At 68.7% G+C, this 13,633-nt stretch carries 12 protein-coding genes; 2 read left to right on the top strand and 10 right to left on the bottom strand.

Annotated elements, in window-relative coordinates; all coding sequences use genetic code 11:
* Positions 1–69: 69 nt before the first annotated feature.
* The 10 genes from HRL51_RS10065 to HRL51_RS10020 form a co-directional block, all read right to left on the bottom strand.
* Positions 70–1,515 (bottom strand): GH1 family beta-glucosidase, encoded by a 1,446-nt coding sequence (locus HRL51_RS10065; RefSeq protein WP_172191604.1) that lies wholly within the window; start codon positions 1,513–1,515, stop codon positions 70–72.
* The gene (locus HRL51_RS10060; RefSeq protein ID WP_172191602.1) at positions 1,512–2,444 is read right to left on the bottom strand and encodes a carbohydrate ABC transporter permease; all 933 of its coding nucleotides are present in this window, start codon (positions 2,442–2,444) and stop codon (positions 1,512–1,514) included. Before HRL51_RS10060 ends, HRL51_RS10065 begins: the two co-directional genes overlap by 4 nt.
* Positions 2,441–3,544: a carbohydrate ABC transporter permease gene (locus tag HRL51_RS10055; protein ID WP_244960163.1), complete on the bottom strand. Its 1,104-nt coding sequence runs from the start codon at positions 3,542–3,544 to the stop codon at positions 2,441–2,443. The genes HRL51_RS10060 and HRL51_RS10055 overlap by 4 nt, the downstream gene beginning before the upstream one ends.
* Before the next feature lie 94 nt (positions 3,545–3,638).
* Positions 3,639–4,925 carry an ABC transporter substrate-binding protein gene (locus HRL51_RS10050; protein ID WP_244960162.1) on the bottom strand — a complete coding sequence of 429 codons (1,287 nt, stop codon included), beginning with the start codon at positions 4,923–4,925 and terminating at the stop codon, positions 3,639–3,641.
* 331 nt (positions 4,926–5,256) lie between these two features.
* Entirely contained in the window at positions 5,257–6,381 is a 1,125-nt protein-coding gene (locus tag HRL51_RS10045) for a 4Fe-4S dicluster domain-containing protein (protein ID WP_172191600.1), read from the bottom strand.
* Entirely contained in the window at positions 6,378–7,097 is a 720-nt protein-coding gene (locus HRL51_RS10040) for a hypothetical protein (RefSeq protein WP_172191598.1), read from the bottom strand. Before HRL51_RS10040 ends, HRL51_RS10045 begins: the two co-directional genes overlap by 4 nt.
* Positions 7,094–7,840 (bottom strand): TorD/DmsD family molecular chaperone, encoded by a 747-nt coding sequence (locus tag HRL51_RS10035; RefSeq protein WP_172119399.1) that lies wholly within the window; start codon positions 7,838–7,840, stop codon positions 7,094–7,096. The genes HRL51_RS10040 and HRL51_RS10035 overlap by 4 nt, the downstream gene beginning before the upstream one ends.
* Positions 7,841–8,026: 186 nt before the next feature.
* On the bottom strand, positions 8,027–9,040 hold the full coding sequence (locus tag HRL51_RS10030; protein ID WP_172191596.1) for a dimethyl sulfoxide reductase anchor subunit family protein: 1,014 nt from the start codon (positions 9,038–9,040) through the stop codon (positions 8,027–8,029).
* Positions 9,040–9,678, bottom strand: a complete 639-nt coding sequence (locus tag HRL51_RS10025) for a DMSO/selenate family reductase complex B subunit (protein WP_172119401.1) — start codon at positions 9,676–9,678, stop codon at positions 9,040–9,042. The genes HRL51_RS10030 and HRL51_RS10025 overlap by 1 nt, the downstream gene beginning before the upstream one ends.
* Positions 9,679–9,691: 13 nt before the next feature.
* Complete coding sequence (locus HRL51_RS10020; protein WP_172191594.1) at positions 9,692–12,301, bottom strand: DMSO/selenate family reductase complex A subunit; 2,610 nt, start codon at positions 12,299–12,301, stop codon at positions 9,692–9,694.
* Positions 12,302–12,520: 219 nt separating this feature from the next.
* On the opposite strand from HRL51_RS10020, the gene HRL51_RS10015 reads away from it, so the two are divergent.
* Positions 12,521–13,177 carry a TetR/AcrR family transcriptional regulator gene (locus HRL51_RS10015; RefSeq protein WP_172119403.1) on the top strand — a complete coding sequence of 219 codons (657 nt, stop codon included), beginning with the start codon at positions 12,521–12,523 and terminating at the stop codon, positions 13,175–13,177.
* Between the two features lie 136 nt (positions 13,178–13,313).
* A complete protein-coding gene (locus HRL51_RS10010) occupies positions 13,314–13,583 on the top strand; it encodes a DUF6457 domain-containing protein (RefSeq protein WP_172191592.1) in 270 nt (89 codons plus the stop codon).
* Positions 13,584–13,633: the final 50 nt, after the last annotated feature.

The following is a 13,633-nucleotide window of genomic DNA, read 5'->3' as shown; positions in this document are numbered from 1 at the left end:
GAGGAGGCGTGCCGTGCGCCGGTCCGCTCACCGTGCCTGAGCCCGGTGAGCAGGCCGCGCAGGCCTGCCTCAGTCCAGCGCCACGCTATTGTCCCGCACGACCTGGCTGAACCAGCGCGCCGAGGCCTTGGGCACCCGATGGTGGGTCTCGTAGTCCACGCGCACGATCCCGAAGCGCTTGGCGTAGCCGAAGGCCCACTCGAAGTTGTCCATGAACGACCACACCAGATAGCCCTCCACCCTCGCACCGTCGGAGATCGCGGTGTGCACCGCGGCCAGGTGGTCTCGGATGTAGGCCAGGCGATCGGTGTCCTCCACGTAGCCCTCGGCGTCAGGCTGGTCCGCGTAGGCGGCCCCGTTCTCCGTGATGACGATCGGGATCCCGGTGCCGTCAGGGCCGGCGGTGCCCGTGTACTCGCGCTCCAGGCGCACGAGCAGCTCGCGCAGGTCCGTAGGATCCACCTGCCAGCCCATGTCCGTCACGGGCAGGTCCTGCGGCACGTGCCGCACGTTCTCCGAGCCCACGTTGGTCGACGGCGGGACCTGTCCCGCCTGCGCGCTCGGGCCTCCGACCGGGGTGCCGGGCGCAGGGGCGGCAACGGTCTGGCCGTTGTAGAAGTTGACCCCGAGCACGTCGATCGGCTCGGCGACGGCCTCCATGTCCCCTTCCAGCACCCACTGGCGGATGTCCGCCCAGGGGCTCATGTCCTCCACGACGTCGGCTGGGTAGGTCCCGCGCACCATCGCCTCCAGGAAGACGCGATTCTGCGTGCCGTCCACGCGCCTGGCCGCGTCCAGGTCTGCGGCGCTGGCCGGATCAGCGGGGTGGACGGGGGAGAAGTTGAGGGTGATGCCGATCTGCGGGCTGTGACCGGCCTGGGCGGCAGCTTCGCGCAGCGCCCGTACCGCCAGACCGTGGCCCAGCATGAGGTGGTGGACCGCCGCCACGGCCAGGGCCGGAGAGGTCAGTCCCGGTGCGTGCTCGCCGGCTGCGTAGGACAGGAAGGAGGAGCACCACGGCTCGTTGAGCGTGGTCCACACCTTCACCTTGGACCCCAGGCGGTCGTAGACGGCGCGGGCGTAGGCGGCGAAGGCCTCGGAGGTGGTGCGTACCGTCCACCCGCCCTCGTCCTGGAGGGGCTGTGGCAGGTCCCAGTGGTACAGGGTCAGCCACGGCTCGATGTCGGCGGCTAGGAGGCAGTCCACGAGCCGCTCGTAGAAGTCCAGGCCCGCCTCGTTGACGTGACGGCCGTCCGGCATCACCCGGGCCCAGGACACCGAGAAGCGGTAGGTGGGGTAGCCCAGCTCCTTGAGCAGGGCGACGTCAGTGTCCATCCGGTGGTAGTGGTCGCAGGCCACGTCGATCGTCGAGGAGTCGGCGATGGCGCCGGGGCGGCGGCAGAAGGTGTCCCAGATGGACGCACCCTTGCCGTCCTCGAAGGCGGCTCCCTCGATCTGGGCGGCAGCGGTGGCCACGCCCCAGCGGAAGCCCGGGGGGAAGGTCAGAGTAGTCATCCCTTGACAGCTCCTTGCATGATGCCGGAGACCAGCTGGCGCCCGGCGACGGCGAACAGGATGAGCAGCGGCACGGTCGCGACGACCACGCCCGCCATGATGAGCGAGTAGTCCTTGAAGTAGGAGGCCTGGAGCAGCTGCAGGGCCACCGGCAGCGTGGGGTTCTTCGCGCCCAGGACGATGAAGGGCCAGAAGAAGTTCGTCCACGAGCCCACGAAGGTGAACAGGCCCAGCATCGAGGCAGCCGGCCGGGCAGCGGGCAGGGCGATGAACCAGAAGGTGCGGAACATCGACGCCCCGTCCACGCGGGCGGCCTCGATGAGCTCGTAGGGCAGTGCGTCGCGGATGTACTGGGTCATCCAGAACACGCCGAAGGCCGAGACCATGCCGGGCACGATGACAGCCACCAGCTCACCGGTCCACCCCAGCTTCGCCATGACGATGAACAGCGGCACCACACCCAGCTGGGCGGGAACGGCCATCGTGGCGATCACGAAGGTCAGCAGCCCGTCACGCCCGCGGAAGCGCAGCTTGGAGAAGGCGTAGCCGGCCAGGGTGGAGAAGAAGACCACGGAGGCCGAGACCACGACGGCGACGATGAGGGAGTTGAGGAAGGCTCCCCACAGGTCGATGCCCGAGTCCAGGACGCGCGTGATGTTGTCCACCAGCTCACCCTTGGGGATGAGCGAGGGGATCGGGTTGCGGGCGATCTCCCCGGCGTTGGAGGTAGCCAGGAGGAAGGCGAAGTAGAGCGGGTAGGCGCTGATGAGCACCGCTAGGGTCAGCAGGACGTAGCCCACCGGGCCGGGTCTGCGGTCCGGGCCGAAGCCTCGGTGCGCCTGCCTGGTGCGACGCCGGGCGGCGGCCCGCGCCGCACCCTTGCCAGCCGTCTGCTCGATCATCACGATCGACTGCTCGTTGCGGCTCATCGCTGGGCTCCTTCAGTGGTGGTGGGGGCGGCCAAGGATGCCCGGCCCTGGCCGGCGGAGGCGAGCTCACGGCTCGAGGCGTGGCGGCGCCGTCGTCCCTTCTTCCTGGCGTCTGTGCCGGAGGAGGCGATGGAGCGCGTGAGCAGGAAGCTCAGCGCCGCGAAGCCGAGGATGATGAGGAAGAGGATCCAGGCCACGGCCGAGGCGCGGCCGAAGCTCTTCTGCGGGCCCCACCCCAGCTGGTAGAGGTACATCGTCAGCGTCAGCCACTGGTTGTCCGCGCCGCCGCCTCCCATGGTGTCGAACATGCGGGGCTCGTCGAAGATCTGCAGGCCGCCGATGGTGGAGTTGATGACCACGAACATGATGGTCGAGCGCAGCTGCGGGATGGTGATGGACCAGAACTGGCGTGCCCGGCCGGCGCCGTCAACCGTCGCGGCCTCGTAGAGGTCACGCGGGATGGCCTGCATCGCGGCCAGCACGATGAGGGCGTTGTAGCCGGTCCAGCGGAAGTTGACCATGTTGGCGATCGCCACGTGGGACCAGAAGGCCGAGGCGTGCCAGCCGATCGGCTCCACGCCCACGAAGCCCAGCAGCGCGTTAATCATGCCGGACTGGTCGGCGAAGAGCTTGGAGAAGATGATCGAGACGGCCACGGGAGCCACGACGTAGGGCAGCAGGACCCCCATGCGCCAGAAGGTCTTGGCGCGCAGGTTCGTGTCCAGCATGTAGGCGATGAGGACGGCCACGATGATCTGCGGGACGCTGGAGAGCAGGAAGATCGAGAAGGTGTTGCGCAGCGCCACCCAGAAGGTGGGCTGCTGGATGACCGTCAGGTAGTTGTCGAGCCCGGTGAAGCCCTGGTCGCCGCCGATGAGGTGCCACTTGTGCAGCGAGACCCAGGCTGTGTAGAGCAGCGGGTACAGGCCGGTGATGGCGAAGGCGAGGAAGAACGGGGCGATGTAGAGGTAGGGCGAGACCTTGAAGTCCAGCCGGCCGAGCCGGTCGCGTCGGGACATCGCCGCGCGACGCTGGGCGGCAGTGGGGGCCTGGGGCCGGGACCAGCGCGAGGTCCCGGGGGTGGATACGTCTGACGGCACGGTCAGTCCTCTCCTGGGTGGTGGGTGGTCGCGGCGTGGCCCGCCTGCGGTGGACGAGCCACGCCGCGACCGGTGGGCGAGAGCGGGCTAGGCCTTACTCCAGGCCGAGCTGGCCGAACTCGCTCAGTGCCTTGTCCCAGGAGGAGTCGGCGTCATCGGTGCCGTCCACGTCCACGCGGGTCAGGGCGTCGGTGACGAGCGTGGTGATGGCGAAGAAGTTCGTTCCCTTGTACGGGGAGATCTCGATCTTCTTGGACATGTCGGAGTAGATCTGACCGATGGGGGCGTCGTTGAAGAACTCGTTCTTGTAGTCCAGCAGGGCCGGGTCGTCCAGGGCGTCAACCTGCGAGGGGAAGTTGCCCTTGGTCTGGAAGGCCTTGATCTGCTGCTCGGGGGCGGTCAGCCAGTCGGCCAGGGCCTGGGCCTCGGCCTGGTGCTTGCCCTGGGTGGGAACGGTCAGGTAGGAGCCGCCCCAGTTGCCGCCGCCACCGGGGAAGACCGGAGCCACGTCCCAGCCCTCGACGCCGGCCGCGTTGCCCTCGACCACGCCGAGCATCCACGGCGGGCACAGCATCGTGGCGAAGCCGTCATTCTGGAAGGAGTTCACCCAGTCCTCGCTCCACTGCGACAGGCCTGCGGACAGGCCGGCCTCAGACTGGTCGAGGATCGTGTCGTAGGTGTCGCGGATGGTGGTGTTGTCCTTCAGGGGCATGACGGAGTCGTCGTCGCTCTCGAAGGGGTTCTGGATCTGGTTGAGCATGCCCTGGTAGGTGCCCGTAGCACCGTCGTACCACGGGATGCCGGTGGCGTCGACGAACTGCTTGCCGACCTTGAAGTAGCTGTCCCAGTCGCCCTCGAGGAGCTTGGCGACCTCGTTGCGGTCGGTGGGCAGGTTGGCCTTGGCGAAGAGGTCGGCGCGGTAGCACAGGGCCTCCGGGCCGGCGTCGGTGCCGTAGCCGATGAGCTGACCGTCCTCGGTGGTGGCCGGGCCGGACTTCCACTCGGGCCAGCGGTCCTTGACGGAGTCAGAGGACAGGTCCACGAACTGGTCGGCGTACTGCATGAGCTCGGGCAGCCAGTCCATCTCGATCGCCTCGATGTCTGACAGGCCTGAGCCCGCGGCCAGGCGGGTGTTCATGTTGTCGCGCGCCTCGTTGGAGGTGGCGGCCTTCTTCTCGACGACCTTGATGTCCGGGTTGAGCTCCATGTACTCCTCGAGCAGGTTGTCGTAACCGAACTCGTTGAAGGTCGCGACGGTCAGGGTGATCTTGCCGTCCGCGTCCTTGCCGGAGCCCCCGTCGCTGCTGGAGCCGCAGCCCGTCAGGGCCAGGGCGCCGACGGCGAGGGCGGACAGGCCGATCATGGCCTTCTTTGTGAACACAGCTACTCCTTGGTATGGGAAGGTGCGACGCTTCTCTGCATCGCGGGTGTTCTTCTGAGAGCGCTCTTATGTCTGTCTCTATTGGATGAGAACGCTCTCAAACGGGTGAACCCATCATGGCACAGGTTCAGGCGGGCTGTCCACAGGACCATGGACATGAGCCGGAGCGGGGCGGCTTCCGGGCTGGACGTGCGCAGGTCGGGTGGTGGCAGCGCACCTGCTGGGCGGAGGCCCTCCCACCTTGAAGCGTGAGTGTGCAGGTACGCCAGTGAATGTGTAGTCCCGGGGTGCGTCCTGGCGGGCCTACCTGCACACCCACGGACTGAACGGGCTAGGACAGGCCCCGAGACCGACGGATCGCGGCGAGGACCGACGGCGGCAGGGCCCGTTCGGCCTCAGGCGGCAGCTCGGTGAGGAACGGCGAGCGCTCGCGAGCCCGGCACAGCGGGCACAGCCCGGGGTCCTCGTCCTGGCCGTTCGCCGTCGGGGCGAGGGCGAAGGAGGTTGGCTGCCCGACGTCGTGGGTCGCTGGGCCTCCCAGGTCCTCGCTGTAGCGCGCTCCGCACCGAGCGCAGGTACGTGGGTGGTCGGCCGCGAGCACCAGGGCCTCTGCCTCCCACACCCGGGCCAGGCTCGTTGCCTCGTCAGCCGTGAGCGCGTCGACCGGGCAGGCGCTCACGCAGGCGAGGCAGCCACGACACGCAGCAAGGTCCTGGACCAGCCCACGCGCGCCCGAGTCCGCCTCGGCGACCTGCAGCGCGCCGTGCGGGCAGGCCCAGGTGCAGGCGGCGCACAAGGTGCAGCCGGACGCGGTCAGAACCCGCCCGGCAGCGGGCAGCCCGGCCAGGTCGGAGCCAGGGGCGAGGATGCGGCCCTGGGCGAGCAGTATCCGCAGCGCCTGGACCACACGGTCCTGGTCGTCGAGGTCGAGGTCCAGCCTCCCCTCCAGGTGCGCTCCTACCAGGGCTCGGCGTGGCACCGGCACGGCCCGGGCGCTCAGGACCGGGCCGTGCCGCAGGCTGCGGCTGGCCGGGAGGTCAGGCTGGAGCAGCCCTCCGAGCACGTGGCTCCACACGGTCAGTGACGACGGCGCCGTGTCGCCCGGCAGGAGGACCTCGCCCTGGTCGGCAGCGTCGTCGTCCTGATCGGCCCGGGCCGCCTGAGAAGCCTTGCGGGCCGGCGCCGTCCCGTGCCCGGGGCACCAGCGCAGCCGGACCGCGGCAGCGCCGTCGGCCAGCAGCTGGGGAGCCAGGCGCAGGGCCTGCTCGTCCAGGCAGCCGGGCCACCGCACCACGGCCGTGTCGTGGGGGCCCGGCGTCGCGGGGGCGTCCTGGCAGGCCAGGACCACCGTGTCCACCGACTCGGTGCCGCGTCGCCAGTGCAGCAGGGCCTGGGTGTCGACGGCGCCGGGACCCTGCTCCGGTACGGAGCCGCTGGGCGTCGGGGCGGAGGTCATCGCCGGGTGGCTCCAGCCTGCACCGCCTCGGCCAGGCTCTCAGCCTCAGCCACGATCCCGTCGAGCAGGTCGGCAGCGCCACGGTAGAGGTGCGTCGTCGCCTGGGAGCGCAGGACCTGGCTGGTCGCAGGCGCCAGCGGGGCCAGGAGGTAGGTCACCGTGGCCACGAAGGCGGTCTCCTCCGGCGAAGGAGCGGAGGCGGTTGTCTGGAGGCTGGTGTCAGACGCAGCTGCGTCAGGAGCCGCGGCACCCTCTGACCGCACCTGCCGAGCCCCGACGGCGCGCACAGCCAGCGACCCGGTGCGGGACAGGCCGACCGCGAGGTGGTCGTGGGGCAGCAGTGACAGGTGTGAGGGCGAGGGCAGGGTGGCCTCGGCCTCGGCGGGGACGGCGGGGGCCTCGGGGACAAGGTCGCTCAGCACCGGACGGGTAGGGCAGGACGGCCCGATGAGCTCGCGCCAGTCCGTCTCCTGGGCCTGAGGGCTCTCATGGGCGGCCAGTGCCAGCTCCTCGGCGCCGGCCCGGGAGACGGCGTCGCGCAGGGGCCAGCGCTCAGTCATCGCTCCCTCGTGCAGGTTCTCGCGCAGCACCGGTGAGGGCGGGTTGGCCATGAGCATGGAGATGACCGCACAGGCTGTGGCCAGGCGGGTGGCACGAGCAGGAAGATCCTCAGGTGCTGGTGCACTGAAAGGGTCAAAGGAGCCGGGGGCAGTCACTCGGTCTCCTCAGGAGCGGTCACCGATGTGACATCCGCCTTGGGACGGTGGGCAATGATCGCGTAGCCGCCCGTGGTCTCACGCGGAGGCTGCCCGGCCCCCACGGCTTCGGCGAAGGTCAGCACAGTGGCCAGTGTGAGCTCCTCCAGGCCCCGCATCCAACGGGTGCGCGAGGCACCTCGTGCACGCTCGAGGACGGCTGGTGCCCAGGTCAGGAGGTGATCGTGGGTGAACTCCTGCGCCACGGCGAGGTAGGAGTCGGCGACGTCCTCGTTCCCGCGTTCCAGGGCATCGAGGGCAGCCGTGCAGCACCGTGCGAGAAAGTCGAGCTCAAGGCCCAGGTGGTCATCCGGCTCACGGTTCAGGGCCGGGGCACGCAGCCCGGCACGGAGGTAGGCGGAGCGTACCTCCAAGGTGACGGCGTCAAAGACCAGGCCTTCCTCGTTGCGGTGGACGGACTCGAACGGGGGCACGACAGCCCGGGCCGTCAGACCATAGAGGCGATCCTGGTCCTGGCGCACCTGCTCCGCAGTCTCTTCAATGTCCCGTGAGCCTTGCAACAGGTCCCATCCAGCCACGCGCGCACGGCGCGCCTCAGTGCTTTGCGGAGCCACATCGGTCAGTGGCCACTGCTCGGCCAGGCTGACCACCTGGTCCATGGTGGCCTCGTCCGCCGGGCTGAGCTGGAGGCGGGCCAGGACAGTGAGCGCGGCGGCACAGCGGTCAAGCAGGTCGGGATTCATACGGGCTCCAGAAGGTCGATCGGGTGGTGGCCTGGGTCTAGACGGCTGAGCAGGCTAGCAGGGCCGTTGTGGAGCTGTGCCCACGAGTGCGCTCGCAGGGTGGCGCACTCGTGGGCACAGTGTGAGACGGACGGGCGTCGTCGTCAGCAGGCTGACGGACGAGCCTCGGGCTCTGGACGGGACGGCTCAGCCGCCGAGCCCGGACTGCAGGGTGTTCAGGCCCACGTGGTAAAGGCCCTCGTAGTGGATGACGCGGCCAGCCATCTCGGTGACGACAGCCAGAACGTAGGCCACCACGATGGTCCATACCAGCGCCGTCGAGGGGTGCTCGGGCGCCTTGGCGCGGCGGTAGGCCACGAAGCGCACGAGGATGACAACGACGGCCAGGAGCACCAGGCGCACAGCCAGCAGCGGACTGTGGGTCAGGGAGGACAGGACGTGAGCCGAGGCTGCGTCGCCTGAGCTGGACAGGTGCAGCAGGTAGAAGGGGTAGGTCACCAGCAGCACGACGCCGGCCACGGAGGCGAGAACCGCGACCTGCTGGATCGCACGGGCGATGAGACCGGAAGAGGTCTCGTCCAGCTTCTCCTCGCTGGTGACCTGAAGGGTGCCGAGCGTGCGGGCCCACAGGTTCGCGGTGCCGTCGTCCTCCCGCTTGCGCTGCTGGGTCCAGGCCAGCAGCAGAGCCACGCCCACGGCTAGCGGGCCGGTGAGGAAGGCGGAGCCCAGGAACAGCGCCCAGGTGGCCGGGGTGTGCCAGGCTGGGATGGTAGGCACCGAGTAGTACACGCAGATCATCGACACCAGCAGGGCCACGCCGGCCAGCGCCGTGAGGACGGCCAGCGCCTGGCGCAGGGTCCGGCTGCCCTTGCCCAGCCACTCGGTGACCGTGTAGACGAGGCCGAGGCCACCGTAGAGCACGCCGAAGAGGATCTCGCGGCTCAGCCACGAGCTGCCCAGGTGGCGCAGGGTGTTGACAGCGTGGAAGGGGTCGCCCAGGTGGAAGAAGGCCGCGAAGAATCCTAGGACCAACAGGGGCCCGACGGCGAACAGTGCCGCCCGCGTCACGCGGTCGGTGGCGGTGACGGGTTGGCGACGCGCCAGCCCGTCGGCCTGGATGAGGCCGAGGGTGAGGAAGGCGCCCACGGACATCTGTGCCAGGACCGTGAACAGGATCATGGGCAGCTCGGCGGTGTTCATCAGATCTCCCTGGGATTGGCGATGGCGCCGGTGCCCTGGTCCCAGGCCTGGGCGTCGCGGTGGGGGTGGATGACCAGGTGGGGGCGGGTGATGGACGGGTCAGGCAGCGGGGCGATGCCCGCCTGGTCGCCGTGAGCGGCGCGCAGCTCCTCAATCGGTCCCCAGTCCAGGGCTCGCGAGGGGCAGGCGGACACGCAGGCTGGGTCCTGGCCGGTGGTGCGGTAGTCGTAGCACAGGTCGCACTTGGACATGTGGCCGCTACGCGGGTCCAGCTGCGGGGCGCCGTAGGGGCAGGCCCACTGGCAGTAGCGGCAGCCCACGCACTTGGACTCCTCCACGTACACCGTGCCGTCCTCCCGCCGGCTCATCGCGGTGGTGGGGCACACCTCCATGCACACCGGGTTCTCACAGTGGTTGCAGGACACCGAGGTGTAGTACGTGAAGACGTTGGGAGTGAAGGTGTTGCCCGTGGTCTGCCACGAACCACCCGTGTACTCCACCACACGCCGCCACGTCACCCCTACTGGCAGGTCATGCTTGTCCTTGCACGCCACCTGGCAGGCCTTGCAACCAGTGCACAAGGACTGGTCAAAGAAGAAGCCGTAGTCAGCTCCGGCCTCAGTCAGGCTGTCTGTCATCGTCATTCCTCCTTCAGGCCTTGACGACCTGTACGGTGGTGGTGTGAACCGCATTGCCCTTAGCCAGCGGTGAGGGGTGGAGCGAGGTCAGCGTGTTGACACTGCCGCCGACGTCCACGGGGTGGTTGGGGTTGGCGCCCTGTGGAGGCTTGACCTCGCTGGCTGGGCGCGGGTCATACCAGGCTCCCTGGGGTAGGTCCACCACACCGGGCACGATGCGCTCGGTCACGCGTGCCTCGATGCGGATAGTGCCGCGCTCGTTGTAGGCGAAGACAAGGTCGCCGTCGGAGATTCCACGAGGGGCGGCGTCGATCGGGTTGATCGCCAGGTACTGGTGGTGGGCCTCCTTCATCCAGTCCACGTTGCCGTAGGTGGAGTGGGTGCGCTGGCGGTAGTGGTGTCCAATGCACTGCAGCGGGTACTCCTGGCTCGTGCGAGCCTCGGCTGCGCCCTCCCAGGTCTCAGTGAACTCCGGCAGAGCGGTGAGCTGGTCTCCGGCCAGGGCGGGGCGGAAGTCGTCCCAGGTCCACTTCTTCGCCATCGCGGCCAGACGCTCGGAGTAGATCTCGATCTTGCCGCTCGGTGTGCCGAGCGGGTTGGCTGCTGGGTCTGCGCGGAAGTCCTCAAGAGGGACGACCGAACCGACATTGCGACGGTACAGGCCCATCTCCTTCCACTCGTCGTAAGTGGGCAGCTCTGGGTCGTCCTTGCGGGAGGTCTCCACGGCGTCGCGCAGCCAGGCCTCGCGGTCCTTGCCGTCGTAGTAGGCCTCGTCCACACCGAGCTTCTCAGCCAGCTGACCACAGATGTCAAAGACTGTGCGGCACTCGTACAGCGGGTCGATGGCCTGGGAGGACATGATGCCGTAGGCCATGGGGCTGGCGTTCTCGCCGGGGTGGAGGTCGAACTCCTCGGCGGCTGAGGTCCCGGGAAGGACGTAGTCGGCGTACCGGGCGGAGACAGTCATCTGGATGTCGCACACCACGATGAGCTCGCACTTGGACTCGTCCTGGAGGATCTCGACCGAGCGGTTGTTCTCACCGGTCTGGTTGACCAGGGAGTTGCCCGAGTACTGCCACACCATCTTGATCGGGGTGGTCAGCTGGACATTCGTTGGGTTGCCGTCCTCGTCCACCGGTACCTTGGCGTCACGCACGCCCGGCTCGGGCTTCTCGCACACGCCGGCGTTGAAGGTCGTCATCTGCTCGCCGTGGTCGATCGCGTCAAGCCAGGAGAAGACCGAGATGATATGCGGCTGCGGGTTGGAGGTGGAGGTGTTGAAGGTCTTGGCGATGGCCAAGGAGGGGGAGCCTTCGCGGCCACCGGTGCCACCACCTGGGACGCCTACGTTCCCGGTGACGCACGCCAGCAGGAAGATGGCGCGGGCCTCGTTCTCTCCGTTGGCGTGACGCTGAGGCCCCCAGCCCTGGTTGATGGCGCAGGGCTTGGCGGTGGCGATCTCGCGGGCCAGCCTGCGGATCTGGTCGGCTGGTACTCCGCAGACGTCAGCGGCCCACTGCGGGGTCTTCTCCACGCCGTCGGGGCCCTTGCCTTCGATGTAGGAGCGGTAGGAGGCGTTCTTCGGGGCGCCTGGCGGCATGTGCTCCTCGTCGAAGCCCAGGCAGTAGGTGTCCAGGAAGTCCTGGTCGTGGAGGCCCTCCTCCAGCATGACGTGGATCATCCCGGCGATGAGGGCCGCATCAGTACCCGGACGCACAGCAACCCACTCATCAGCGAGCAGGGCGGCCGTCTCGGAGTAGCGAGGGTCTACCACGATCGTGCGGACCGCAGACTCCTTGCGGGTCTGCTGGCTGACAAAGGTCAGGCCGCCGCCGGACATCCGGGTCTCCAGGGGGTTGTTGCCGAAGAAGACCTGAAGCTGGGAGTTCTTGGCGTCGTCCAGTGAGTTGGAGGCGACCCAGCCGCCGTAGAAGTAGGGATAGGCGGCGGTGATCTCAGTGGTGGAGTAGTCGGAGTAGTGGTCTAGGTAGCCGCCCCAGCAGTTCATCATGCGGGCGAAGGGGGTCTGGTCCGGGGGCCAGGAGCAGGCCATGGTCGAGCCCAGGGTGCCGGTGCCGTAGTTGATGTAGAAGGCCTCGTTGCCGTACTGCTCCTTGATCTCCTTCATCTTGCCTGAGATCTCGGTCAGCGCCTGGTCCCAGGAGATCTCCTCCCACTGGCCCTCGCCGCGCTTGGTGCCCTCCTTGCGCTTGAGGGGGCGCTTGAGACGGTCAGGGTTGTAGATGCGGTGGCGGATGGAGCGGCCTCGCACGCAGGCGCGCACGCGCTGGGAGCCCAGGGCGTCATCGCCAGTGTTGTCCGGCAGGACGCGTACCACCGTGCCGTCCTTGACCTGCAGGCGCAGCGGGCAGCGTGAGCCGCAATTCACCGTGCACGCGGACCAGACGACGGAGTCTGCTCCCTCCATGCCCTCGACCTCGGCCGCGCTGGCCGGGGCGCCCGTGGTGGGCAGGCCCAGGTCCGTGGCAGCGACCAGGCCGGCGGTGCCGGCGGCGATCGAGGACCAGGTGAGGAAGGAACGCCGAGATGGCCTTGGGCCGCGGTGAGCCTGCGGCACGGGGGTCGTGATCGCAGCGACGGACGAGTCGGACGAAGCCGGCATGGAACTCTCCAGGGAGATTGGTCGTGATGAGAACTGACTCCACCGTAGAGCTAAAAGACGCGTGTCGTTTAGATGGGTGGCGGTGTGCCCGTCTTTTCGCGAGATTCCACTACCTTTGGGTACCCTTACTTCTTGTCAGGTAGTCCGGTGTTCGCTCACACCGGCCTTGCGTATACCCCTCCGGCCACCTGGGCCGGCCTCCAGGACAGGATTCCCGCTGTGAGCACCTCCCAGGACGATCCTCGCTACCAACGCACCCGACGCGCCCTGGTTGACGCTGTCCTGACGCTGGCGCAACGCAAGCCGATCTCCCAGATCACCGTCTCCGAGCTCGCCAGCCGGGCCAAGGTCTCACGCTCGGCCTTCTACGCCCATGCCGCGAGCCCTGCTGACCTCCTGGCCGACCACCTCATCGCCACCCTGGACCCCTACCTCGACCGTCTCGGCTCTCTCCTTGCCGAGCACCCGGAGAGCTACCTGGAGCGCTGGCGCGTGGTCTACGTCGAGATGCTCACGGCGGTCCGTCGCGACGGGAAGGTCTACGCCCAGGTCTTTGACACTCCCGGGTCAGTGGTCCTGGCCCGTCTGCGGGCGCGCCTGCGTGAGGCCGCCGAGAGCTTCGTGGCCGACTTCGTCCGTCACCTGGCGCAGCCACCCTCAGCCCTGTGGGTGCGCATGGCCGTCTCCCAGCACGTCAACAACACCGTGGCCATCATCGACTCCTGGCTCGCCACCGGCATGAACGAGAGCCCGGAGGAGGTCGTCGACACCTTCATCTCGCTCGCCCCGCCCTGGCTGCTGGTACGGCTGGACGACGACGGCACGGCCACGATCGGTCGCGCGCGCCTGCTGGCGCGCCTGGCCGGGGAGCGCTGACTGCTGCGGCCCCGTCGTCCGGCTCGGTGTCCTCGGCCACGCGTGTGGTGGAACGGCCGAGGACACCGAGGGGCAGCGACAGCGGTGGAGACCCTGCGACGCGACGTGCCGCCTCGCCGGCGCTACCCTGGGCGCCATGGCTAAGGAGCACGCTGACGAGACCGAGAAGATGGAGCAGATGCGCCGGTGGGTCGCCGCGGTGAGCACCGAGCTCCAGATCGACCCTGGGCTGCTGGCAGCGCACGAGAAGGAGCTGCTCGCCCTCATCTCCACCGTCGCCCACGGCCCCTCGCGTCCGGGCGCACCGATGACCGCCTTCCTCGTCGGCTACGCCGTCGCCTCCTCCGGCCGCGACGCCGACGACGTCATCGCGCAGGTGCGTCAGCTCGCCACCTCCTGGGGCTGAGAGCGCCCGCCCCCGGGCCTGCTCCCCGCTGTCCCTCGGCGACCGGGCCG

The organism is Actinomyces faecalis, from assembly GCF_013184985.2.
GTDB classification, from domain to species: Bacteria; Actinomycetota; Actinomycetes; order Actinomycetales; family Actinomycetaceae; genus Actinomyces; species Actinomyces faecalis.
This window is presented reverse-complemented; position numbering and strand designations above follow the sequence as displayed.